This is a genomic window from Aliiroseovarius sp. CAU 1755 (assembly GCF_054482655.1).
Genome location: NZ_JBTLRH010000003.1, coordinates 219,398 through 243,281, shown reverse-complemented (window position 1 = coordinate 243,281; position 23,884 = coordinate 219,398). Strand labels below are relative to the sequence as shown.

The 23,884-nt window shown below is 55.0% G+C and carries 22 protein-coding genes; 11 read left to right on the top strand and 11 right to left on the bottom strand.

Annotation, left to right across the window (positions count from 1 at the left end; all coding sequences use genetic code 11):
• Positions 1–2: 2 nt before the first annotated feature.
• Positions 3–3,557, bottom strand: a complete 3,555-nt coding sequence (locus ACXYMP_RS13140) for a hypothetical protein (protein ID WP_298566774.1) — start codon at positions 3,555–3,557, stop codon at positions 3–5.
• Between the two features lie 555 nt (positions 3,558–4,112).
• Between ACXYMP_RS13140 and ACXYMP_RS13135 the strand changes: the two genes are divergently transcribed.
• Positions 4,113–5,066 (top strand): NAD(P)-dependent alcohol dehydrogenase, encoded by a 954-nt coding sequence (locus tag ACXYMP_RS13135; RefSeq protein ID WP_458906863.1) that lies wholly within the window; start codon positions 4,113–4,115, stop codon positions 5,064–5,066.
• A gap of 12 nt (positions 5,067–5,078) precedes the next feature.
• On the opposite strand, the gene ACXYMP_RS13130 is transcribed toward ACXYMP_RS13135, so the two are convergent.
• The 4 genes from ACXYMP_RS13130 to ACXYMP_RS13115 all read right to left on the bottom strand — a co-directional run bounded on the left by ACXYMP_RS13130 (position 5,079) and on the right by ACXYMP_RS13115 (position 8,385).
• Positions 5,079–6,050 carry an NAD(P)-dependent alcohol dehydrogenase gene (locus tag ACXYMP_RS13130; protein WP_458906861.1) on the bottom strand — a complete coding sequence of 324 codons (972 nt, stop codon included), beginning with the start codon at positions 6,048–6,050 and terminating at the stop codon, positions 5,079–5,081.
• Between the two features lie 38 nt (positions 6,051–6,088).
• Positions 6,089–6,451, bottom strand: coding sequence for a DUF1801 domain-containing protein (locus ACXYMP_RS13125; RefSeq protein WP_458906859.1), 363 nt, complete (start codon positions 6,449–6,451; stop codon positions 6,089–6,091).
• 778 nt (positions 6,452–7,229) lie between these two features.
• On the bottom strand, positions 7,230–7,772 hold the full coding sequence (locus tag ACXYMP_RS13120) for a hypothetical protein (RefSeq protein WP_458906857.1): 543 nt from the start codon (positions 7,770–7,772) through the stop codon (positions 7,230–7,232).
• The gene (locus ACXYMP_RS13115) at positions 7,759–8,385 is read right to left on the bottom strand and encodes a LysE family translocator (RefSeq protein WP_248364924.1); all 627 of its coding nucleotides are present in this window, start codon (positions 8,383–8,385) and stop codon (positions 7,759–7,761) included. The genes ACXYMP_RS13120 and ACXYMP_RS13115 overlap by 14 nt, the downstream gene beginning before the upstream one ends.
• Before the next feature lie 245 nt (positions 8,386–8,630).
• On the opposite strand from ACXYMP_RS13115, the gene ACXYMP_RS13110 reads away from it, so the two are divergent.
• Together ACXYMP_RS13110 and ACXYMP_RS13105 are read left to right on the top strand one after the other, a co-directional pair.
• Positions 8,631–9,203, top strand: coding sequence for a recombinase family protein (locus ACXYMP_RS13110; protein WP_248364925.1), 573 nt, complete (start codon positions 8,631–8,633; stop codon positions 9,201–9,203).
• A gap of 86 nt (positions 9,204–9,289) precedes the next feature.
• Positions 9,290–9,535 carry a type II toxin-antitoxin system Phd/YefM family antitoxin gene (locus tag ACXYMP_RS13105; protein ID WP_248364926.1) on the top strand — a complete coding sequence of 82 codons (246 nt, stop codon included), beginning with the start codon at positions 9,290–9,292 and terminating at the stop codon, positions 9,533–9,535.
• A gap of 50 nt (positions 9,536–9,585) precedes the next feature.
• Here ACXYMP_RS13105 and ACXYMP_RS13100 read toward each other — a convergent pair whose 3' ends face one another.
• Positions 9,586–9,927, bottom strand: coding sequence for a hypothetical protein (locus ACXYMP_RS13100; RefSeq protein ID WP_458906854.1), 342 nt, complete (start codon positions 9,925–9,927; stop codon positions 9,586–9,588).
• Between the two features lie 254 nt (positions 9,928–10,181).
• Between ACXYMP_RS13100 and ACXYMP_RS13095 the strand changes: the two genes are divergently transcribed.
• From ACXYMP_RS13095 to ACXYMP_RS13080, 4 genes are all read left to right on the top strand, one after another.
• A complete protein-coding gene (locus ACXYMP_RS13095) occupies positions 10,182–10,403 on the top strand; it encodes a helix-turn-helix domain-containing protein (RefSeq protein ID WP_458906852.1) in 222 nt (73 codons plus the stop codon).
• A 168-nt stretch (positions 10,404–10,571) separates the two neighbouring features.
• Positions 10,572–12,170 carry a Mu transposase C-terminal domain-containing protein gene (locus tag ACXYMP_RS13090; RefSeq protein ID WP_248364928.1) on the top strand — a complete coding sequence of 533 codons (1,599 nt, stop codon included), beginning with the start codon at positions 10,572–10,574 and terminating at the stop codon, positions 12,168–12,170.
• Positions 12,167–13,036, top strand: a complete 870-nt coding sequence (locus ACXYMP_RS13085; protein WP_458906850.1) for a TniB family NTP-binding protein — start codon at positions 12,167–12,169, stop codon at positions 13,034–13,036. Before ACXYMP_RS13090 ends, ACXYMP_RS13085 begins: the two co-directional genes overlap by 4 nt.
• Complete coding sequence (locus ACXYMP_RS13080; RefSeq protein ID WP_248364930.1) at positions 13,033–14,079, top strand: TniQ family protein; 1,047 nt, start codon at positions 13,033–13,035, stop codon at positions 14,077–14,079. Before ACXYMP_RS13085 ends, ACXYMP_RS13080 begins: the two co-directional genes overlap by 4 nt.
• Before the next feature lie 442 nt (positions 14,080–14,521).
• Here ACXYMP_RS13080 and ACXYMP_RS13075 read toward each other — a convergent pair whose 3' ends face one another.
• Positions 14,522–15,343: a DUF481 domain-containing protein gene (locus ACXYMP_RS13075; protein ID WP_248364931.1), complete on the bottom strand. Its 822-nt coding sequence runs from the start codon at positions 15,341–15,343 to the stop codon at positions 14,522–14,524.
• Between the two features lie 124 nt (positions 15,344–15,467).
• Positions 15,468–16,412, bottom strand: a complete 945-nt coding sequence (locus tag ACXYMP_RS13070) for a LysR family transcriptional regulator (protein WP_248364932.1) — start codon at positions 16,410–16,412, stop codon at positions 15,468–15,470.
• 1,091 nt (positions 16,413–17,503) lie between these two features.
• On the opposite strand from ACXYMP_RS13070, the gene aroQ reads away from it, so the two are divergent.
• Positions 17,504–17,953 (top strand): type II 3-dehydroquinate dehydratase, encoded by a 450-nt coding sequence (gene aroQ / locus ACXYMP_RS13065; RefSeq protein ID WP_298570874.1) that lies wholly within the window; start codon positions 17,504–17,506, stop codon positions 17,951–17,953.
• Positions 17,954–18,706 (top strand): helix-turn-helix transcriptional regulator, encoded by a 753-nt coding sequence (locus ACXYMP_RS13060; protein WP_458906846.1) that lies wholly within the window; start codon positions 17,954–17,956, stop codon positions 18,704–18,706.
• A 482-nt stretch (positions 18,707–19,188) separates the two neighbouring features.
• On the opposite strand, the gene tsf is transcribed toward ACXYMP_RS13060, so the two are convergent.
• Together tsf and rpsB are read right to left on the bottom strand one after the other, a co-directional pair.
• Entirely contained in the window at positions 19,189–20,064 is an 876-nt protein-coding gene (tsf, locus tag ACXYMP_RS13055; protein ID WP_298570878.1) for a translation elongation factor Ts, read from the bottom strand.
• Between the two features lie 116 nt (positions 20,065–20,180).
• Positions 20,181–20,963, bottom strand: coding sequence for a 30S ribosomal protein S2 (rpsB, locus tag ACXYMP_RS13050; RefSeq protein WP_298570880.1), 783 nt, complete (start codon positions 20,961–20,963; stop codon positions 20,181–20,183).
• 306 nt (positions 20,964–21,269) lie between these two features.
• On the opposite strand from rpsB, the gene ACXYMP_RS13045 reads away from it, so the two are divergent.
• Together ACXYMP_RS13045 and ACXYMP_RS13040 are read left to right on the top strand one after the other, a co-directional pair.
• Positions 21,270–22,166: a PfkB family carbohydrate kinase gene (locus ACXYMP_RS13045; RefSeq protein ID WP_458906843.1), complete on the top strand. Its 897-nt coding sequence runs from the start codon at positions 21,270–21,272 to the stop codon at positions 22,164–22,166.
• Positions 22,163–23,071, top strand: a complete 909-nt coding sequence (locus ACXYMP_RS13040; RefSeq protein ID WP_458906841.1) for a pseudouridine-5'-phosphate glycosidase — start codon at positions 22,163–22,165, stop codon at positions 23,069–23,071. Before ACXYMP_RS13045 ends, ACXYMP_RS13040 begins: the two co-directional genes overlap by 4 nt.
• A gap of 30 nt (positions 23,072–23,101) precedes the next feature.
• Here ACXYMP_RS13040 and ctrA read toward each other — a convergent pair whose 3' ends face one another.
• Entirely contained in the window at positions 23,102–23,815 is a 714-nt protein-coding gene (ctrA, locus tag ACXYMP_RS13035; RefSeq protein WP_298570884.1) for a response regulator transcription factor CtrA, read from the bottom strand.
• Positions 23,816–23,884 lie beyond the last annotated feature (69 nt).

Here is a 23,884-nt window from a genome sequence, read left to right as displayed (position 1 = left end):
GTTTATGCGAAGGCGGTTGCGTAGTCGTCCCAGACGGATTGCGCCGGATAAAATTCAACGAAAAGTGGGTCTGCATCTGATCCGCCAAGGCGCCGCTCGCAGGTCACTGACACACTGGCAGAGAAGAACAGGATCTCGATCTCGACGGTCAGCGTCGCCTGACCCTTCACTTCTGACTTCCCGCCCGATTTGTAATACCCCAAGGACAAGTGGAATTTGAGCGAGACAGAGATGATGCCGATCACTGACATCTCGCCGCCCATTTCGAGATACCCCTCAAGCTCCACTGTATCATCTGCCCAGTGGTAATAGATGCCGGCCTTGACATAGACCGAGCCCGACGCCACCCCGAGGTTGATCGCTGCCATGGCGCCAAACTCGAACGCCGCTTCGACCTCCCGCACCCCGGAATTGTCAAGCGAGAGCGCAAAGAAGCCACCGCCGCCATAGAGCGAGACGGTCAATAGGAACGGCTTTTGGCGTTCGGAAAAATTGAAGCGGATAGAGACCGGATCGCCGTCGAAGGGCAGCCGCAACATCGCGCCGATCGACATGTTTTGCAGCGAGAAGACACCGACCGCCACAGTCGGGATCGCAAGCGAATAGCCCACGCCGATCCCCGATGGGCTTACATCGATCATCGGCGGATCAGAGAACCCGTTTGACGGAATAACATCCGACAAGGCGTTGATAAATTCCAGGGGCCCGCCAAAGACCACTGGGTCGCTGTCATGCAGTTTTGGGTCGACATCGGGTTTCTCGCCCGCCTTCATCTTGAACTGTAATTTGTCGAACCAGATGATCACGCAGCCAAAGAGGTTCAGCTTGAAATTGGTAAGCTCGGCGTTGACGATCACTTCTGGGTCTTTCAGGCCCGGATCCGGCGCACCGCCGTTGAACGTGCCGACCGGGTTGGTTGGATCATCAACGGTGAAATGCGACACGGCCTTGGCGCTGATGGTCAAATCGGTGCCGCCACCAGCGCCGGTCACAAGGATCGGCAGGGGTGACGAAATGTCTTCGCGCTTGAACTCGAAACCAACCTCAATCCGGTCCGGAAACTCGACCTTCTTGAGTTTGGGCACCGTTGCGCCAATCAGGCTCACCGCCACCGGTGCGATGATGTCCTTCAGATCAATGGTTCCGAACAGTTTGGCCGAGGGAAAGAAGTCGGCGGGATCGAAACTGCCACCGGCAAAGGCGCTGTCGTTACCACCGACCGGGCCAAAGCTGCGCGACAGCGCGGTAATTTCCATGTTCGGGGCCACCATGCCGCCGACACCATCTGACCCTGAACCACCACCGCCGAAGCTGAGATCGGTGTCGCCGCCAATTTTTTTCAGGAACACCTGACCGGTGTTTTGCGGCGTTGCGAACCCGCTCGACTTGTAAATGTCGGCAAACGCGACCGAAAGCGGCTTGCCGAACTTGGCGAGCTGGTCAAGCGCCGGGGCATTCACCGAGAGTTCGGCCGCCATCGGGAAATATTGCGTCCGGTTTGGTGGCAGTGGCTTTGAGGGTGCCGCGCCGCCGAAGGTGATAGAACGCACTGGAAAGATCGTGTCGCCCTCTGTGTCACCACCGACCACCTGCGGCGCCAGTTCGACCATTTGACCGTCCAGCGGCACCGTGGCACGTGGGTCGGCACCGTAGGCCGGGTGAACTTGGGTCAAGATCGCCGAATTGTTCATGTCACTGCGCACAAAGATCAGGGGCATGGAGAACGACACTTCGCGCCCCGACATATCCGTCGCGCGGATCTTGAACTTCACATGCTGCTTAGATCCGTTGCCTGGATCATACATCGGCCAGAACAATTTCTTGCCATTGGCTTGTGCGGACAACGCCCCGACCACCTGGTCTGGATGCGAGCCCGGCGGCAGCAGAAGCGGGGTCACTTGGGTCAGGATCTCGACCTTGCGAAACGGGAAATCGCGCCCTTCAAACAATTGACCATCACCGGGGTACAGGCGCACGGGTTCGCGCACGATAATAAAGTCGTATTTGCGCAAATAGGCCGCCCGATCGCTTGATCCGGGGATGTGTTCGAACATGCGTTCGCTGACCGTCACGATCGACGCTCCGTGGCCAAAACCGTAAAGCGAGCCGCGCTTGATGATGCGCACGTAATAGTCGCGGCCCATCGCAGAGAGGTGACGCCAGGCTTCTGTCGTGACCAAGGGGTTCTCGGGCGCTCGTGACCAAATGCCTTCGCTGTCGAGCCAGGCGCCTAGCGCCGTCAGCATCGTGCGGTATGACGTAACCGGTTTCGGGATATAGGGCGTCGGCGTCGTGCTGTCGCCTTCGATGGTTTGTTCGTCAAAGCCCGCGGTCAGGCGCACGATATCGCTCCGGTCCTCGGCGGTCATGGGCATCGTGAAGGGTTGTGGATTGTTCGGTTTTTGGTAGTCGGGCGACCAGATCGCCCGCAGCATCGGGTGATCCGGTGCGGCCTCGTCTGCGGTGCCGTTCACCTTCGTCGCCAGCCGCGTGTGCCACAGTTCGGTTCGCGGACCGCGTTTGACCGGGGTCAACGCATGGGTCCAGCCGGACGGCTCGATTGGGCTTTGATACAGGCGATAGGGCAGTTCAAGCGCGGTTACGGTCAATGCGGGCTTGTGTGGTCTCAGAAACAGCTGAAGAAAACCAGGGATCCTGGCAAGCTCGGACACGACCAGCGGTCGCACCGCGCCGAAACTTGGCCGGGCGACCTCTTCTGCGACTTCCAGATCTACCAGCGCGCGGACGGCCGGGCGGTCGGACGGCGAAAGCCGTGCTGTTCGCGCGGCGATGCGAACCTGCTGGTCGGCAAAGGCCGCGAGGTCTTTTTCGTTCAATGCGCCAGCGGCAAGGTCGCGACGGACCCGATCAAGAACGGCGCGCCCGGCCAGACGTGCCGCGCGTTCGACAGCCGCCGCCCGGTCACCGACTGTGGCCTCGCCAAATCCGGGCCGCATATCACGAAATCCTGCCCCCTCGAGCACCGAGCGGGCGGTTGCCGAGGACAGGACAAGGCTGTTGAAAATGCCCAGCAACAAGCCCGGAATTGGCAAATCTTCGGAAAAGCCTTGTGGCAAGGGTGCCGCGAGGTTGTCGAGGCTCATTGGCCAGGTCCGGCAGGCTTGCAAGAACGCCTCGAAGGTCAGTGGTAGCTTTGTCACCACCAAGGGCATGCGAAAGGCCAGCCGGCTTGGGCCCGCCAAGATCGCCTTGGTCAGGGTTTCGGGTGGGGCATCGGGCACTTCAGATGTCGCTTGATTGCCGGACCAGGTATAGGCTTTTTCGCCGAACGCCTGGCCTTGAAACTGCGCCACCAAATAGGCCGGGCGCGCTTGATTACGGCGAACCGCCATCGGGTTGTCGCCCGGTGAAAGCCTCATGTTGTAAAGAAAGAAGTCCAGCGACAGGAAGTCGTCGATCCTGAGTGCCGAAAGGTGCACCGGCGGCGGGTTGATCAGTTCGGCCAAATCGACCGCGAGAGAACTAAGATTGGTGCTGATATCGCCAAGTGTCGTCAGGCGATCAATGATGTTTCCGGAAACTGGATTGCGGGCCAAAAGATGTCCTCCCGGTTATCACGAGGCCCGAAAAGAAACTGCAGATTTGGGCCTGTTCCATTCTTCAAAACGGCTGGACCACATCAAAGAAACCACACTCAAACCAAACGGGCCCAGTAAGCACGCGGAAACCGCCGCGAATGATGCGAAAACTTCGAACACGCCTCACCGAGTTGAAAAAGCATCATCTGACCGGGTTTAACCCTCGGTCATGCGGCGTCCATACTGACTTCCTTAGAACTTCTCGCGCTCAGTCAGTGGTTGCTACCGCATTGCCTAATCTACCTAAAAGTGTCGCAGCATTTCCTTGAACGGTCAACTTTTCCCGCAACCCTGTCGGCGGTTTATGGCCGAAAGCGCGCGCCCAAACCTTGTGCCCGGCGGCTGCGCGGAACGAGAATTCAGGCGGAGGGGGGCAAGTTGATCAGAGCACACCGCGTCCCGGCTTGTGCCTGAGCCTCGCCTTGATGGAGAATGATTGAACGCGCCCTTGAACCAGTGCACTCTGGTCATGCAAGCACATTTGCCGAACGTCGCGGATGCCAAGGAGGCCCGATGAAAGCCATCATTCAGGATAGGTATGGAGGGCCGGAACACCTGCAACTTGCCGATATTCCGGTCCCGGAACCTGCCAAATCACAGATCCGGGTCAAGGTTTTGGCCTGCGCTGTAAACCTTTCCGACTGGGAATATCTGATTGGATCGCCCCTGTATGCGCGCCTCGTGGGCGGTTTGACGAAGCCGAAGCACCAAGTCCTGGGATCTGACATTGTTGGCGTCGTCGACAAGCTTGGCCCGAATGTCACTGACTTTCAGATCGGCGACCGGGTCATGGGCGATGTGGTCATGCACCGCGGTGGGTTCGCGCAATATGCCTGCGTGTCTGTCGCCGAGATGGCCAAGGTTCCGGACCAGCTCTGCAACGAGGTTGCCGCGTGTTTACCGCAGGCTGGCGGCATCGCGGTTGCGGGAACGGAAGGGCTCAAACCCGGTGACGCGTTCTTGATAAATGGCGCCGGCGGTGGATCGGGCACCATGGCGCTGCAACTTGCGAAAGCGGCGGGCGCGCATGTCACGGCGGTGGACAACGCCAGCAAGATCGAGTGGCTCAAATCCTTGGGGGCCGATGAGGTGATTGACTATCGCGAGCAGGATTTCGCGAGTTCAGGACAGCAATGGAACCGCATTTTGGATATGGTCGCCACGCGCGGTCCGGGCAATATCGCCCAAGCTATGTCCAACGGCGGCGTCTACCGGGCGGTCGGCGGCAATGTGAGTGCCTTGCTGCCCCTCGTGTTCGGTGGTCTGCGCTTTCGTTTTCAGAACAAATCCATCGGGATGCTGATTGTTCCCAGTGGCCGGAACCTGACCGAAAGGGTCGCGCAAATGGCCGTCGAAGGGAAATTAACGCCGCATCTGGAAGCCACCTTGCCACTGTCGTCGGTACCCGAAGCTTTGCGGCGCACCGGTCTTGGCGACGTGAAAGGCAAATTGGTGATCAGGCCCTGAAACGAGCCCACGCTACGGAATGTTGATCACGACAATGCCGGTCTTTTGCCCCGTTTCCACATACCGAAAAGCCTCGACGATGTCTTCCAATGGATAGCTGCGGTCAAAGACGCCCTTGAACCGCCCCTCTGCCATCAGAGTTGCGAGGTGTCGGATGAATTCCGGTGAAACTTGCGGGAATGGGATGCGCACCCGACGGCTGCCCGTGATCGTGCACCACAGACCCAGAAGGATATTTGACCAATAGGGGCCAAGATCGGTTGCAGTGAAAATTCCGTTCTTGTTCAACAACTTGCGGCAAGCGAACCAAGATGTTTTTCCCACGGCATCAAAAACCAAATCGAAGGTTTCGCCGATCTGTGTGAAATCTTCCTTTTCGGAGTTGATAATTCTGTCCGCACCAAGCCGCTCCGCAAGCAACAGATGCCGTTGGCCGACGACGGCCGTCACCTCCACGCCCCGTGATTTGGCAAGCTGAACCGCAGCGGTGCCGATGGCCCCCGACGCGCCGTAGATCAGGCACCGTTGCCCCTCGCAAAGCAGTCCGGTTGTCGAACTGGCATACCATGCACCTTCACCGACCACAGCCTCGTCAAACCGAAGGTTTTCAGGAATGTGGGCGACCATCCCGTCAGCGAGCAGGCAAAGAAATTCGGCATGCGCGCCAAACATGTCTGGCGAGATGCCAAACACCCGGTCGCTTAGCTGAAAGGCGGTCACGCCGTCGCCCAGTGCCTCGACGGTCCCGGAAAAATCCATCCCGAGCGTCTGCATCTTCGGGCGCAGAAGCCCCGTCATGGCGCGGGCAAAGAACGGGTGGGCCCGCAGCGTGGCCGTGTCGGTGCGGTTAACGGTCGTCGCATGAATGCGCACCAGGATTTCACCCGGTGCCGGGGCCGGGACAGGCACCTGCCCAACGGAAAGCTTTTGCGGTGGGCCGTATTGGTGAAAGACGACGGCTTTCATTGTCGCTGCGTCGGTCATTGCTTCTCTACCATCTTTTTGTTGGGCCGATTGGGCTGTCAGCTCTTGGTCTTTATGGTTTCGCATTGCCTGACGAATTCGCTCAGCAAGGCCTTGTCGAATGGCTTGCCCAGTTGCACGCGGATATGTTTGCTGGGCGTTCCAGACCCCTTCAAAATACCGTCGGGATCGGTCAAATCATAGCTTCTCAAGAAGCCGAAATTCGCGTGCGTTTCCGAACCGAACAGATAGATCACCGGGACCCCGTGCGCGTTTCGAAAAATCGGCGCGCCGTATTGCATGCCTTCCGTCGCGCCTGGCAGCGTCGTGAGAACAAAGCTTCTCAACTCTTCCAGCAACGGCCTGACCGCTGGATTGCAACGGCTTATATAGTCGTCGATGGTATCGTGCTTGTGTGCCATTAGATGCCTCATGTCGCGATTTCGGTTTGCGTCGACCCAGAGTTGCGGGGGGTGCGACGACCTTGGCGGGCTGGCTGTCACCCACAAACGCGTCAAGCTTCGGGCCAAAAGATGCGATCGCGTCAGTGACCAGCACGATCAGCAAGCCGCACTCATCAAGATCTTAACTTATTTCGGACGATCATATCCAGCGTCGGTAAGGGTAGGGGGTCGGGAAAGCATCTCGCGTCTGGATTGGTCGCCTGGTGTGATCCTGTTGTAAGCGACCGTGCATGTTCTCCATCACCACCAAACCGAAGCTTGCAAACCGCCAGCTGGCGCAACGTTTCACATCTGTCATTTTTTGGAACGTCCCACTGCAATGCTGTCGTGACTTGCATGGTCGAGGACACATCAGATGAGTTCGCTGATGTCTTTGATGCACCGCGATAGCTTCAATCAGTTCAAACAGCGTATCCTCAACAGCGCTAAACCTGCGCACCCTTGCTGAAGGGGCAGTGCGCGAGAAGATCTCTGTAGATCGAGTCTCGAAACAGGAGTCTCTTTTTTGAGGGTCTTTTACCTATCTGTCGGAGTCCTTTAATGATGAGACTGCCCCTGCAATGAGAACAATCACTTAGCATTTTTCATTAATGAGACTGGGGCAGGGGCCATAGCAGACCTTCGCGGCGCGGCGCACGAACTGGTAACATGCGGGACGAAGTGAGCATTCGCTGCAGCTGCGCCAATGTCTGGTTCGCGATGCCAATTATCAAAAAGGCCGTTACTGACATTTTACTTACCCAGCCATCGACATTATGGCCGCGCAGATAGCAGAACGCGCCTTTAGCGCCTTATCATCGACATGATCGAGGTAAAAACTGTGTTCTAAGCCACTGAAAACTTTATATGTGTTTGGGACCGTTGTTAACCAGTCTGTGGACGGCTGGCCTTTGTCCAATGCTCCAAAAAATGTATGTGTTTGAACTGGAGCGGCCCTCTCATTTCGTAGTCTTGTCGAAGATACGCATGTGAGGCCTGCCAACGGCATTCCACTGATGACTGCTTGCCACAGCGCAGTACCACCGGCGCTGTATCCCAACCCAAAACTTCCATCACAAATTAGGTTGCGCAGTGCCGACGCAGCTACCGTTATGCCCCCTTCAGTAAACAAATGATGGTGCAGCTCTTCGCCCGATAGATAGGCACGGTGACACAAATCCCCGAGTGAAAACCGCTGAACTTCTTCAAGCTCAGTCAGGTTTGCAGATAAACAATCGCGAAGTGATGGTTTACCAAAAATATCAGTTACGACTACCAGCTTCATTTTAGCGTCGATCAAAGGCAAGCTTTGCTGCTAATCCCACAAAAACGAAGCCTGTGAGATATTGCAGGCCGCTGGCAGCTCTCTTGTTTTGGGCCAAGAATTTACCGATCCCACCCGCAAACCCGCCGATCAATGCGTTTATCACTGTTCCGCCGATGTTTAGGATCATACCAAAAACCAAGAACTGAACGAGAACTGACCCTTTATCGGGATCAACAAATTGTGGGACCAACGCCAGCATAAAAATGGCGACCTTTGGATTCAGAAGGCAAACCCAAACCCCATCTTTCCATGCTTGCCAATTCTGAGAGAAGCCCAACCTCGCCGGCTCCAAAGCGCCAATTGAAGAGGTAAATGCCTTGTAGGCAAGATATAATAGGTAACTCACCCCAGCCCACCTGATGATTTCAAAAGCAACTGGGTTCGCTGCGATCAGCGCAGCTAGTCCTAAACCTCCTGCTAGTGCGTGAATGAATGAACCCGTCGCAATGCCCAACGACGCTGCAATTCCTGCCCTTGGACCAGACTTCACCCCTTGGCCCAAACAAAAGAGCATATCCGCGCCCGGTGTAAGGTTCAGCGCGAGTGCGATGGGTATGAAGATGAGAAGAGTATTAAAGTCGATCATGTGTTGTTTCTTAAAGTAAAAATCGAAATGCCAGTATAAGCTACTTCGCCGGACCAGACATACGTGTCGATTGCAGCATTGGTCAAGATGGGCTCTTTTTCCTCTTTCGCCGCGCCAATCATGAACGACTGTTTCGACATCTGTGCCGCGAAAAGGACCCTTTTTGCAGCAATTTTCCAGCTGTTGCTAAGTCATTGAATCCGAAAGTGCTGGACTGCCGCAAAAACCCCATGCAAAATGTTTAGATGAAAATCGGATATGCACGGGTGTCTACAGAGGAACAGAACCTCGATCTACAGATCGAGGCGCTGACCGAAGCCGGATGCGACCGTATCATCACAGACCAAGCGCAGAGCGGTGCAACGGCAGCAGAGAGCCGCGTTGGATTTTCCGAGGCTATGGAGTTGCTGGGTGAGGGTGACGTTTTGGTTGTCTGGAAGCTGGACAGGGTAGGGCGGTCCATCGCTGACCTGATCCACCTACTGAAGCTCTTCGGCGACCTTGGTATCGAATTCCGCAGCCTGACAGACGGGATCGACACGACGACCGCAGGTGGACGGCTGGTGTTTCATATCATGGGCGCCTTGGCTGAGTTTGAGCGTGATCTGATCCAGGAGCGGACGAAGGCGGGCCTGCGTGCCGCCAAGAAGCGGGGCAAACGACTTGGGCGTCCGCCGGCGCTAACGCTGGCGCAAATCCAGCACGCGAAGACCGCTATCGAAGCAAAACGCGAAACCGTGTCCGGAATGGCAGAAATCCTTGGTGTAAATCGCAGCACTCTACAGCGGGCATTAAAGCGTGATGAGCCATCCATCTGATCGCACAGGCTTGCAGCCAAACGATGCTCCGAGTTGTACGCACGTGTTTTGTCTATAATGTCTATTTTGGACAAATGAGGTGTCGAATGCGTTTTTTCTCATCAACTGCACTGAAACAAACACTAGGCGATGTTCTTGAGGCTGCCAGACAGGGGCCAGTTGCAATCACCAGGCATAAGAAGCCTCGTTTTGTGCTGATGACCGTCCGGGAGTATGAACAGCTTTTCCGGAAAGATGACTTGCGGGTTTTCTCTGCCGAAGAAATGCCTTCAGAGCATTTGGCGATGCTCGAAGCCAGCCTTGCGGGAAATCCCGGCGAGACAGTAGAGTAGCGGAACACATCACTTGAACACTACTCGTCGCCAATCAGAAAATGTAAATGTTATGGTCGCCAACTTGTCGCGGAGCGTTTGATTGCGTCTATCAGTTCTGTGGGGGACAGCTTGTTCAGTTGGCCTTCATCAAACACGACCGCATCCTGAGAACGGAACTGATCGATGTTCATCCGTTCCCTGGCTTCGAGGATAAACGGGTGTTCAACAGCCAATGCAGCCAGCATTCTTCCTGTTTCGATATGCGCAGTCAATTCTCGTTGGACCGCCTGAAAGTTTAGAGTGCGGCCGCGAATGCCTGTGCAAGTGATCAGAGCGGGCGAGATGAAGCCCATGTCGCAAAGGTAATTCGCGCCATTGACGTCTACACAACCGTGAAGCTCTAGGTTCACGAGTGCCAAACCGTGTTGTGGGGTGATGTATTTTGGGAAAGCCTCATCCTCTTTTTTTGGGTTTGTAAATTGGGGGTCGCTTCGCGGAATCGACGATGCGTTTTCCCGTCGGAATACTTTTCACCGAACAATCGAAGGAAGCTTGTCACGGTATTATAACGCGAGCCACGATATTGTAATATCGTTTAATAACAAAGTCTTGACTCGAATCCATTGGAAGCTTTCACTCTGCACAGAAGCTATGAGAGTTCAAGATGGTCATTTCGTATTCCGATCTGAAGGCAGACCTAAAATCCGCCGGTGTTACGCTCAGATCCATCGCACGTGATGTTGGAGTGTCGCACACCGCCGTCACGGACGTTGCTCGAGGAGCCAGACGGTCAAAGCGTATTGAGCAGGCTATCGCCGATCGCTTGAATACGACACCCGAATTGCTTTGGCCCGATCGCTATAGGCAAGAGGGAGGTGCGACATGACCTGGCCCTGAAAAAGCAAAAACCCATGTGCTCCAACACATAGGTTTCCACAAGATCGAGTGACTTTTCAATCCAGTCTTCTCGATCATCTCCAATCAAACTTCAAAGTCAAGGCTGTCACTCGGTTTTTCGAGCCTGTCGATGTGCCTTGTTGTCAGGGCGACGATCATGTCGAAGAACGACATTGCGCGCGATGAGCGCGAATGGGCAAGGGCGTTTGCTCTTCGTAAAGACCTAGCCCCATACATTCATACCGGTTTTCAGTCGAACGCAGTTGTGAAGGATTTTTGCAGGGCACATGAAATCTCAAAATCGTCCGCTTATCGGTTGCTGAATCGATTACGCGCCAATGACCGTGCTGCTGCCCTTAGACGTTCTAAACCCGGCCCCAAGAAGATGAGTATCAGGTTCTGCGATGAGACTGAGAAAGTCGTCTATGACTACCTTCGCAAGGTGTTCCTTAAGCGAAACAAGATCTCCGTTGCAAAGGCTCTCAAGCAGATCAACGGTGAATTATCAGATTTGGGCCTCCCAGGGATTTCAAAAACAGCTCTAACTAACCGGATTGAAACGATCCCAGACCGAGTGCTTAAGCTAAAACGTCATGGCGGGACGGCAGCTCGGCAAGCCTATCAGATCATCCGAGGCAGATATGTAGTGAAAGACCCGCTTGCTGTTGTTCAGATTGATCACACAGTGTTGGACATAATGGTTGTCGACCCAGACACATGTGAATGCATAGGACGACCATATCTAACGGTTCTGCTTGATATCGCGACGAGGATGCCAACCGGAATTTACCTGTCGATGAATGCACCATCGGCAATCAATCTCATGAAAGCCTTTCATCGATCTGTTTTTCCCAAGGCGGAATACCTCGCTGAACTGGGAATCCCCTATGAATGGCCTGTTTATGGGCTGCCACTTGTGATCAGCAGCGACAACGGGACCGATCTCAAATCAGAAGCCTTTAACTGGGGGTTGGAACAGTACGGTGTTGAGCATATTTTCCGCCCTGTGGCACAGCCACATTTAGGTGGGCATGTCGAGCGTTTCATCGGAACAATCCAAACCTTTGTTCACACCCTTCCCGGAACCACATTCTCAAACATCGAAAAAAAGGGAACCTATCAGCCTGAAAAGCAGGCGACGCTCTCCTTACGTGACGTTGAAAGACTCCTGCTCGAATTTATTCTTCGGGACTACGTTCACGACAGAAAGCGCCGCTTGCTGACTTCGCCAATGAACGCCTGGAACGTCAGATGGCGGGAGAGTAAGTCTCGGCCGCATCTACCATCTGATCCAGAACGTTTCCGTCTTGATTTTTTACCTTTCGAGAACCGCAATATCCAGCGGGAAGGGCTGGAGCTGTTCGGGATGTTCTATCGCTCAGAACACCTTCAGAAGATGAAAAACTGCGGTGTTCAAAACATCACTATCAAATATGATCCAACCGACATTCGCATAGTTCAGTTCAGCGCTGATAACGAAACATACTACGAAGCGCGAGGTGAACACTTTCCGCGTAACCCGTTGTCGGTCGATGAGTTCCAAAAACTGCGCAAAACACGGGAAGAACGGCTAAATGCTTCTCTGAGCGTTCCAGACGCTGCGGAGGCGCATGACTTCCGAAAACAGATCCTGGCAGACGCGCGCAAACGCAAGAAAGCTGCAACCTCATCTGAAATGAGCTCCTTGCCGCAAGGTCGCGATATTCGTGATCTCGGCGGGTTTCGAGGTTTCTCTGAGCGGGGGAAATTGTCATGAGCAGGGGCCCTACGCAGCACTTTCCCGACATGTCGAAGGCATCGGTCCCGGAGCGCATTCACTACATCCGTAAGGGCGCCTATTTCGATACGTCAGCAAGGCGTGCGTTTCGAAGCCGTCTCGACGAATTGGTTCAAGCCCCGTCTGATTGCGACAACAAGCTTGTGTTCATAACCGCGCCATCGGGGATGGGCCTCACACGCATTCTAGAGGAGTTCGCATCACAGCACCCTCAGACGACCAACGGGCCAAGCGGAAGACAAGTAGTCCCCGTCGTAAATGAACTCATTCATCCGAGTGGTGATATCATCGACTATTGCGACGCGCTCCGCGCCGAACTCAAAATCCCAGGATATGGACCACTCGTTCGCCAAATATCATATTCGAAAACTCTCGAACTTCTCGGCCATGTGGGCACACGTATCGTTATCCTGGAGGATTTTCATCGTATCAACAGCTTCGAGAAAAAACATAGAATCTCGTATCAAAACTACGTCCACTATCTGATGTCCAAATATGACATCCGGGTTGTCCTAACGGGAGCACCACGCATTTGGCGATGGGCGATGGAAGACGAGCAAATTCTCGGGCGGTCTCTTCAGCTTAAGTATCGAGCATGGACACCCGCAGAAGATGACTTCATCGAATTTCTAGAAGGGTTCGAGCGATGGTGCCCAGTCAAGGAGGAGGGGGGATTATCCAGTGACCCCAAACTGAGAAAGGCCATCATCACCAAAACGCATGGCATCTGCAAAACCGTGATGCAGGTTCTTACTGGCTTTGCGATTTACGCAATCGTGTCTGGCAGTGAGCGTTTGGATCTCGACACCTGGCTAAAATATCGCGACCAGGACCTGCCCGTATGAAGGTCACGCCCTATGACATGGAAAGCCTAACATCATTCATAAGTCGTGCGGCGGCCATGAACTCCATGGATTACCGCTCATACCTTCGAAGCCTTTTCCAGTCTGATGACTACATGAACCCGATTGCGTTGCCTGAGGATCTGGATGCGTTGGATCACGGTGTTGTTCTAGCCGGCCTTAATGATGCGCTGGACCCCATCAAACGCAGGCTGGAGTTGCTTACATTTCCAACGGCTAAACCCGGCGTTCATACGAAGTGGCTGAGACGGGCAGGGGGGTGCAATATGGGCGGCGATCATTTTAGCAAGGTTCCGTTCTTCGCATGGTGCCCGCGCTGTCTACTCATGGACCAACTCAACGGTCACGATCAGTTTCTGCGTTTGTCGTGGCGGCTCATCACTCGGACGTTCTGTTTGAGGCATAGAAGGCCGCTTACGACGCATTGTTTGGCCTGCAATGATCGCGAGGCAGGACCGACATTTGTGTTTGACGGCAGCAACGTCATACTCGCTTGTAGTGCATGTGGTTCCCCCTATGGAACCCAACTCGGGCTCCCTGATATGTCCGCATCAACCACCATACAACTGCGCGACAACCGCCGTGTGCAGATTGCTTGGAACGGTGCGATCCAATTAGAAATGGAACTTGAGAAGAGCCTGTCTGAGCGGTCAAAGACCAAAAACAAGCGAGAATTTCAGAATTTCATTTTGGCGTTCGCAAATATCCTTATGAAAGCCAATCCGTATGATCGCGCACCGATCGACCTCTTTTCTAGTGTCGCCTTCCCAGCGCGACCCAACCCTCGCAACATTACGTCAATGGACCGACCTTACCGCGCGTCCTCCATATCAGTACGCCGTAAAACACATGGCTTCCTGGCAGCGCTACTAAAGCGCCGAGTGACTCTGTTTTCTATCAAAGGCGTGCACGAGAGAAGATGGGGCAGGGACCCAACGATGCAAGAACTCCGCTCCCAACTCGAACCAGAACAAAATGATGAGCTTGATCAGCTATTGCTGATGTTTCCGGCTAAGTGGTTCTGAGGTTTAGGCGGGAAGCAGACTTTCGCTGCAAGTGCGAAACGCAATTAGTTACGCGTCAGAAGCAGACAGTCAAGTTCGAACTCCAGAAGTGAGATCTGCACTAGCGGAGATTTTCGCTGCATTGTAGCTTCTGCTGTTTTGGCTACATGGGCTTGCAAGTCGATGCCTGCCTCCAACGCTTCCAAAGTGACAATGAGTGCATACCGCATGATGCACCAGAGGCCGCTTCGACGAGCAGCACCATTGTCAAAGGGAGTCGTGAACATCGACAGGTAAGGGCTGGAAAGTAGGGTGGCGTAAGAACCTTCGTGCGAGGGCTGTTTACTTAGTTTCTCGACCTTCGCAACATCCCGATGTGCAGTCTACTTTTTAACCCCACGGGCCGCTTCAAAAAAAAGGGGCGGATTGCTCCGCCCCAAGTCTTGAGGGAAAACAGGCTAGGTCAGAAGCCGTACACGAGGGACACGCCCAACGAGTTGTCAGCACTTTCGAAGCCGGGCAGTGGATCGCTGTTCCATTCTGTGCGATATGACACGCGTGTCGACATCCGATCGGTGACTTTGAAGTTCACACCAAGATCATTGGTAATAGTCGTGTCCGCGTCCGAGAACAGCACATCCGTGTCCATCGACAGAGATACCGTTTCTGTGAAGTCGGTGTAGAAACGCGACGACACGATGCCAGCCACTTCAGTCGAGCCTACGCCACTTTGAGTTTCGACATAACGAACGCCGGGGCCAGCCTGTACGCGCCAGCTCATGTTGGGTTCGTTGATCACGCGGTAACCAGGACCAAAGCCCAGAAACGCGTCGATCTTGTTCGCGTCGAAATTGTCATAACGGACCGAGCCCAGACCAAACAGATAGAACTGTTCGTTGAAATAGCGGTTCACGTCATAAGTCGCGTAAATCTCTTCCTTGTTGCGCACGCCGTTGTCTTCAGCGAACTCAGCCGCGAAGCCAAAAGTATGGTTCCAAGGGCCGTTGCCATAGCGGAAACGACCAGCAAGATCGAGATCGGCGGTGTCAGTGTTTCCCGATGTCGCCGACAAGCCAAGCGCGACGCTACCGGTCCAGCCTTGCGCATATTGGTTGCTCAGACGGTCGCGTTTATCTGCATTGTTCAGATCATCTGCGACGTCTTCTTGAATGTCGTCGATACGATCATCCAGAGTGTCAACGCCAACCAAAGCGCCCTGCGCGAATACAGGGGCAGCCACGAGAAGCGCCAGGGCCGATGCGGCCAGCACATTACGTTTTTTCATGGGTCTATCCTTTCCCCAAAAAGTATGACCCGACCCAAAAGGACGGGAGCATTGCTGCTGAGAGAGCAGATAGAGAACCGCTTAACTTAAGAACAATTCAAAATAATCACCTATAAAACGATATTTACTTATAGTTAGGAAATTCGTCATACTTCCCAAGAACTTCGACGCTTTCGCCCTCGCTAATCTGTGCGAGTTCGACGATTACAGCGTTTTGATCGCCGTCAATTTGTGACTGAATCGCAACAAGTGCGCTTTCGGCGACCGCTCGAATGTCGTCTTCCAGGTCGTCGCGCCAAACCGACCAGACAGGATATGGAAAGATCGGTGCATCAGGCACCAGGTGCAGTTCGCCCCGGTCGAGGTAACGTTTGATATATCGCGCTGGCAGATATGCCGCTGCCTTGCGCACCCGTACATAGTCAGCCGCCAATGCTCCAAGCGACATTGTCATTCCGGAATTGGTCAGTTGTGACATTTCAAGCGCGTGGGCGTGGACGAATTCGGGCCCCCAATCCACAAACACATAGTGATCCGAAATGTCGTCAAGACTGGCCTGCCACGACGCGGCAAGAACAAGTTCTTCGTCAAGGATCTTTCGCGCAGTCAGTCCTGGGCGCAGTTGCGGGCTGTACATCAGACCAATCTGAACAATCCCCTCAACCAGAAATCGCATAATTCGGTCGGGCATACCAAGTTCCGCACGAATGTTGAGGGTTGGCATGCTGTCCTGCATAAGGTCGATCCAAGGAAACCCCAGCCGCGGCCACAATGAATACTGGGCACCGATGCTAAGCGACTTGTTAAAGCCCTCGGGCACCCCAACTTGCTGACGCGCTTCTTCCCAGATCTTGATAAGTGACAAAGCATAGCGTTCAAACTCACGCCCGGCGGGTGTGAGTTCTGCGCCAGCTTTGGATCGCATGAAAAGCTGTTTACCCAAACTTTCCTCCAAACGCGCCACGCGCAGACTGACCGCAGACTGTGTCACCAGAAGACGTTCGCTGGCATTCACGAAAGAGCCGCTTGCGGCAACCTCTAGGAACGTACGAATGAGAGTGATATCCATGACAGGCACCCATAAGAAATACTGCGATTAACCATAATTGTAGCTAGCTATCGTCACTCTGTCTGCATCTCTTGATGTCCGCGATAGAATAGAAATGACTACTCGCGCCTACTTTCCGTGAAGAATTCGCTGAGGGAAGTCTTCAACAACGTGATAAAACAAGAGCCGCTGGTGCATGATCAATCTAAGCACTCAGACTCGTTCTGGACCGGGTTTCCCGACCGAACTTACCTCTTGGCCGATTACTTGGTCGACTATGGGGCTCTGCCGAGGTTTCGTGCAATTCGGCTGTTCGCTTTGCGCGCGGCCGAGCTTCTGAGTTGCAAACATCTCATGTAGGACTGGTTCGCTGTGCGATCGTTGTTCCAGCCCGAGTCCGACGATGCAGAAACGGTGGCTTCGTCTTGCGTTGCGGTCAACAGACACCTGATAGTGCAGCTCTGTCGACGAATGTCGGCTCCTGGGAAGTTGTACTGAGGTGCAAACGAATGCGATGAATGGCCGGAATGGGCCGTTAGTGTTTGGGGCAGGGTGTTCTTTTGGTCAACCAGGTCCAAGGGAGTGAGCCTCTGTCCATTACTCAGAATACCAGAATGCAATTTAAGCTCTTAGTGGTACCCACAACACGTGCCAATGCCGGCGAACGCTACACCGTAAATTGACATCGGCTTGTAGCGCCCGGATCAGGGGGAACTTCTAAAAAGAACAAAAAACTTAAGTTGTTGAAACTTAGGGGAGACGAGTCTCATTAATTCAGTCTCATTATTTACGTACTCCGACACTATCCTTCAAACCACGCCATTTAACGCATAATCAGTATTATGTAACATTTAGATACGCGAGACAACGATTTTAGATTAAGAATGCGGCTCAACCTTATGGCAAAACGTATTAATCTCGCTAAGCCCTCTGATTTCATTTCGCGCTGGTTTTGAACACCCGCACTCCTACGGCGTTTCAAAGCAATTCCTCTCGTCGAGCTGTTGCCTCTCTGACCTACACCAAAGAATAGTTCATGTCAGGTTATGGGTTCCCTCTCGACAATTGCGCCATTTGCAGGAAAGTATGTCTTGGGGAAAAGGAAATCGCTAATGTCATCGTTGCTCGTTCTAAATGGTCCAAACCTCAACATGTTGGGGCTGCGCCAACCAGACGTTTATGGTCGCACCACCTTGGACGAGATCGACACCCTGTGCCGCGAGCACGCTGCGACGCTTGGCAGCGACTGTGTTTGCTTTCAAAGCAATCACGAAGGTGCTCTGATTGACCAGATCCACGCCGCGCGCGGCACGCATGACGGGATCGTCATGAACGCCGGTGCGTTTACCCATACTTCTGTGGCGATCATGGATGCGGTAGCATCATCCGAGGTGCCAACCGTCGAAGTTCACCTGTCCAACATTCATGCCCGCGAAGCGTTTCGCCACAACTCCTATCTGGCGAAAGTCGCCATCGGACAGATCAGCGGGTTCGGCGCCACAAGCTATAAACTGGCAATCGACGCGCTTCACTTGCACCTCAGCCAAGACAAGGCGCGCTGAATGACTCGATTGCTTGACTACCTGAACGAGGTTTGTGGCTGCCGCACGGTTGATTGTGTATGGGACATCCATTGTCGTGCCATGCTGGAATTTGGGTTCGATCGGCTGATCTATGGCTTCACGCATTACATGACACCCAAGTCACTGGGCCCGCGCGAGGATTCGTTGATCCTGTTCTCGCACGCTCCCGAATACATGAAGCTCTACAAGGATGAAGAGATCTATCGCCATTCTCCGATGATCGAATGGGCGGCACAGAATACCGGCGCCTGCAGCTGGTCGTGGATCCGCGAAAACATCGAACGGTTCGGAAATCTGGGCCAGCAAGTGATCCAGATCAATCGCGACATGGGCGTCGTCGCGGGCTACACAATCTCGTTTTCGGAAACCTCGAAACGCGCGCGTGGTGTGATTGCTCTGACGGCCAAGCCCGGACTGTCGCAGTCCAAAGTTGATGACATCTGGGCCGAACATGGGTCGATGATCGAAGCCATGAACAATGTCGCGCATCTTAAGATCATTTCACTGCCGCAACAAACGGACCGTGCGAAACTGTCGGCCCGTCAGCGCGAGGTGTTGGAGTGGGTTGGTGACGGGAAAACCAATCAGGACATCGCGACAATCCTGGGTGTAACGCCCGCAACGATCGAAAAACACCTTCGGATTGCACGTGACAAACTGGGCGTTGAAACCACGGCGCAGGCAGTTCTGAAGATTTCCTACTTTAACCAGATTCACACACCAGAAAGTTGATGGTATTCACAAACGGGTAGGTTATCCGCTGTGAACAGCATTACTGTTGTCCATTTTGCGACAAAAAGTCACGAAGTGTTTACGCTAAGGTAGGGAATCCCTGACTTCCCCCATCACGAGAAATTGTGCACACTAAACCTGTTCCGTGAGTGGTGGCTTTATAGCCGTTGGAACTTGAAGGGGTGGACGTTCTGTGATTTCAGGTGACGCTTCATTCTTCCGGGAAACCGGGTGCTGACACTAAGGGAGTATTGATCCCCGCGGTGTCAGCGTCTTTCCGGCTTCTGGAATCCTCCTGAACCACACAGTGTCCCGTGTGGGTCTCAACGGCGCCGACCTCCCTGTCGGCGCCGTTGTTGGTTTTCATCTCGAACGCTGCGGGCGACCAAATCGAATGCCCCTGCCCCGCCTTCGTCCGGACAAAGAAAAGGGGGCCGAAAAATCGACCCCCTTGATACTCTCTTCAAAAAAGAAACTGCGACTTAGCCCTGAACGGCGGCCGCGACCTCGGCTGCGAAGTCCGATTCTTCTTTTTCGATGCCTTCGCCGACTTCCATGCGAACATAGCCGGTGATTTCAGCCCCAGCCTCTTTGGCGGCAGCTTCAACCGTCAGATCGGGATTGATCACGAAGTCCTGGCCCAGCAGTGTCACTTCGGCCAAGAATTTCTTCATGCGGCCTTTGATCATGTTCTCGATGATGTTTTCAGGCTTGCCGCTTTCGCGGGCTTGCTCGGTCAGGATGGTGCGCTCTTTCTCAACGACAGAGGCGTCCAGCTCGGCTTCGTTCAAAGCTTGCGGGTTGGCAGCTGCGATGTGCATCGCAACCTGACGACCGAAGTCTTCCGAACCACCCGTCATTGCAACCAGCACACCGATTTTACCCATACCGTCGGCGGCAGCGTTGTGTACATAGGTCACAACCGTTTCACCTTCGACCGAGGCCATGCGGCGCAGCGACATGTTTTCGCCGATGGTGGCGATTTTGTTGGTGATCGTATCGGCGACAGATTTGCCACCCAGATCGGCCGCGTTCAGCGCGTCAACATCCGACACGGTCAATGCAGCCGAAGCGATCGACGAAACCATTTCCTGGAATTCGCTGTTCTTGGCAACGAAGTCGGTTTCGGAGTTCACCTCAACCGCGACGCCCTTTCCACCCGAAACTGCGACGGCCACAAGACCCTCTGCAGCCGTGCGGCCAGCTTTCTTGGCGGCTTTCGCCAGACCTTTGGTGCGCAGCCAGTCGACGGCGGCTTCCATATCGCCATCGGTTTCGACCAATGCCTTTTTCGCGTCCATCATGCCAACGCCGGTGGATTCGCGCAGTTCTTTGACGAGTGCAGCAGTGATTGCCATATCTCAGCTCCTTGGTGTCTCGGGGCATTTCGGGCGCGGAGAAGATGCGCCGCCCCGGTATCAATTCTGTGACAAAAGCGCGAGGCAGGTCGCCCTGCCCCGCAATTGCGCGGTCCTTATTCGGCCGGCGCAGCTTCTTCGGCGACTTCGGCAACAGCCTCTTCCGCCGGTGCTTCTTCCATCGCGCCCAGATCAACGCCAGCAGCGCCCAACTGTGCCGACATACCGTCCAGCGCCGCGCGCGAAGCCAGATCGCAATACAAGGCGATTGCGCGTGCCGCGTCATCATTGCCGGGGATGATATAGTCAACGCCTTCCGGCGGGCAGTTGGTGTCGACGATGGCCACAACCGGGATACCCAGCTTGTTGGCTTCCGCGATGGCCAGGCTTTCTTTCTTCACGTCAATGACGAACAGAAGATCGGGAACGCCGCCCATTTCACGAATACCGCCCAGCGACGCTTGCAGTTTTGCCTGCTCACGTTCCATGCCCAGACGCTCTTTCTTGGTCAGGCCTTCGGCGCCATTCGCAAGTTTCTCGTCAAATTCTTTCAGGCGTTGGATCGACTTGGACACGGTCTGCCAGTTGGTCAGCGTGCCACCCAGCCAGCGGTGGTTCATGTAATACTGGGCCGATTTCTCGGCGGCTTCAGCGATGGCACCCGCAGCTTGACGCTTGGTGCCGACGAACAGCACACGACCGCCCTTGGCAACCGTTTCGCGCACCGCGTTCAGGGCGGCGTCGAGCATCGGCATGGTTTGCGTCAGGTCAAGGATGTGAATCCCGTTACGTTCACCATAGATGAACGGGCCCATGCGGGGGTTCCAACGTTGGGTCTGGTGACCAAAGTGAACGCCAGCTTCCAAAAGCTGACGCAGTGAAAAATCAGGCAGCGCCATGTTCTTTTCCTTTCCGGTTTCTACCTTGACGGGGCCATACGAGCGGTTCATGTCCTTGAAAAGACGTCGTTTTCACAACTACCCTTTCGTGGTCATTCCCCGGCTCAACCGGCGGACCTTTGGGAATGTCTCCCCCATCGGCCCAACCCCGCCTGTGGATTGATTGGGCGCGTATAGACGCCCGCCCCCACCCTGACAAGCCCAAAAAACAAGGATTTGCCCATATTTTGCTGGCGCGCTGGGTCGTGCGGATTGCAAGACGCATCCACTCTTGTGTCGCTTCGTAATCCTCGGCAGAACAGGGATATGAACATGAAGCACGATATTCTTTGCATCGGGTCCGTCCTGTGGGACGTGATCGGGCGCACGCAACAGCCGATGAACATCGGCTCGGACGAGCCCGGCCGCATCACCCGCCTGCCCGGCGGTGTCGCGATGAACATCGCCAAAACGGTGCAGCGGTTCAACCTGCGCCCCGCGATTTTGACCGCCATCGGGCGTGACGCCGAAGGTGAAGAGCTGATGGCCGAATGCGGTGCACGTGGGATTATCACGTCATACGTTTATCGCCCTTCTGGTCTGCCGACGGATATCTATATGGCCATCGAAGGACCACAGGGACTTGTGTCCGCCCTGGCTGATGCGCATTCGCTGGAAGCTGCTGGCGATGCGATCCTGACCCCGTTGGAGGATGGCACGTTGGGTTCGGCCGACGCGCCATTTGCGGGTATGATCGCGCTTGATGGCAATCTGACGGCGCCGCTGCTGACCGATATTGCCAAACGGCCCAGCTTTGCGGCGGCGGATTTGCGCGTCGCCCCGGCCAGCCCCGGCAAGGCGCGGCGCCTTTTGCCGCTGATGTTGCATCCCGGCGCCACGCTCTATCTGAACCGGGAAGAGGCCGGGTATCTGGCGGGCAAAACATTTGACAACGCGCTTGCCGCCGCCGAGGGGCTGCTTGCTGCAGGTGCCAACCGGGTGTTGGTCACGGATGGCGGCAGCTTCGCCGCAGATGGCAGCAGGCAGGATGGGATTATCCAAACCCCCTGCCCGGCCGTGCGCGTGCGACGCATTACCGGCGCAGGCGATACATTCATGGCCGCCCATATTGCCGCTGAAACGGCCGGCAAAAGCCGGGTTGACGCCTTGGCGCACGCCCAGAAAACCGCAGCCCATTATGTATCCGGAGAAGACGACACATGACCATAGCCATGCATTTCTCGCCCGAAGTTTCCGACGCGCGCGCCCGCGGCCTTCCCATTGTCGCGCTGGAAAGCACGATCATCACCCACGGAATGCCTTGGCCGCAGAATGTGGAAACCGCGCGCGAGGTAGAGACGGTGATCCGTGAAAATGGGGCTGTCCCGGCGACCATCGCAGTGCTCGATGGCCGTTTGCACATAGGTCTGACAGACGACGAGCTTGACGCATTGGGGCAAGCGAAAGACGTCGCCAAACTGTCGCGCGCCGATTTGGCAGCGTGTATGGCGACCGGCGGCACGGGGGCAACCACGGTCGCCGCCACGATGATCGCGGCGCATCTGGCTGGCATCCACGTCTTTGCCACTGGTGGGATCGGCGGCGTGCATCGCGGGGCGGACACCAGCTTCGACATCTCCGCTGACCTGCAAGAGCTTGCTAAGACCCCAGTCACCGTGGTTGGCGCAGGTGCGAAAGCCATTCTGGACCTGCCAAAAACGCTTGAAGTGCTAGAAACGTTGGGCGTGCCGGTGATCGCATTTGGACAGGCTGATTTCCCCGCGTTCTGGTCGCGCAGCTCCGGTCTTCCAGCGCCCCTGTCGATGGATAGCCCGTCCGATATCGCGCGGTCGATGGTGCTGCGGGGCGAAATGGGGCTTGAGGGCGGCCAACTGGTCGCCAATCCGATCCCAGAAGCGGACGAGATTCCGTCCTCTGTGATAAACCCGGTGATAGAAGAGGCACTGGCCGCCGCAACAGCGGACGGCATCGCCGCAAAATCCGTCACGCCCTATCTGCTTGATCGCATTTATCATGCGACCGATGGTGCCTCGCTGGTCGCAAATATCGCTCTGGTTAAAAACAATGCGCGCCTTGCAGCGCGCATTGCCAGCGAGTTTTCAGCTTGAGGATCGCCAGGCGCAGACTGGCCTGACAGCCTAAGCCCCCATCGCGATCTGGGCATCCAATTCGGCCGGTTCCGGATCGCGTAGAACATAGCCGCGACCCCAGACGGTTTCGATGTGATTGTCGCCACCAGTCGCCGTGGACAGCTTTTTGCGTAATTTGCAGATGAACACGTCGATGATTTTCAACTCAGGTTCATCCATGCCACCATAGAGGTGGTTCAAGAACATCTCTTTGGTCAAGGTCGTGCCCTTGCGCAAGGACAGTAGCTCGAGCATCTGGTATTCCTTCCCGGTCAGGTGAACCGTACGCCCATCCACATCAACGGTTTTCGCGTCAAGGTTGACCGAAATATGACCGGTCTTGATCACCGATTGGCTGTGTCCCTTGGAGCGGCGAATAATGGCATGGATGCGGGCGATCAATTCCTCGCGGTGAAACGGCTTGGTCATATAATCGTCAGCCCCAAACCCGAACCCCTTGATCTTGTTTTCGGTGTCATCGGCACCGGACAGGATCAGGATTGGTGTTTCGACACGCGCCAGCCGGAGCTGTCGCAACACCTCGTGCCCGTTCATATCAGGCAAATTCAGGTCGAGCAGGATCAGATCATAGTCATAGAGCTTAGCCAGATCGATACCCTCTTCGCCCAGATCGGTGGCATAGACGTTAAGGTTCGCATGGGTCAGCATCAATTCGATGCTGCGGGATGTGGTTGGATCGTCTTCCACCAAAAGGATACGCATATTCGGGTTCTCCGCTAAAAATTCCTAACGATTGCAAGCAGCATCACGTGAAATGGTTAATCACCGGTT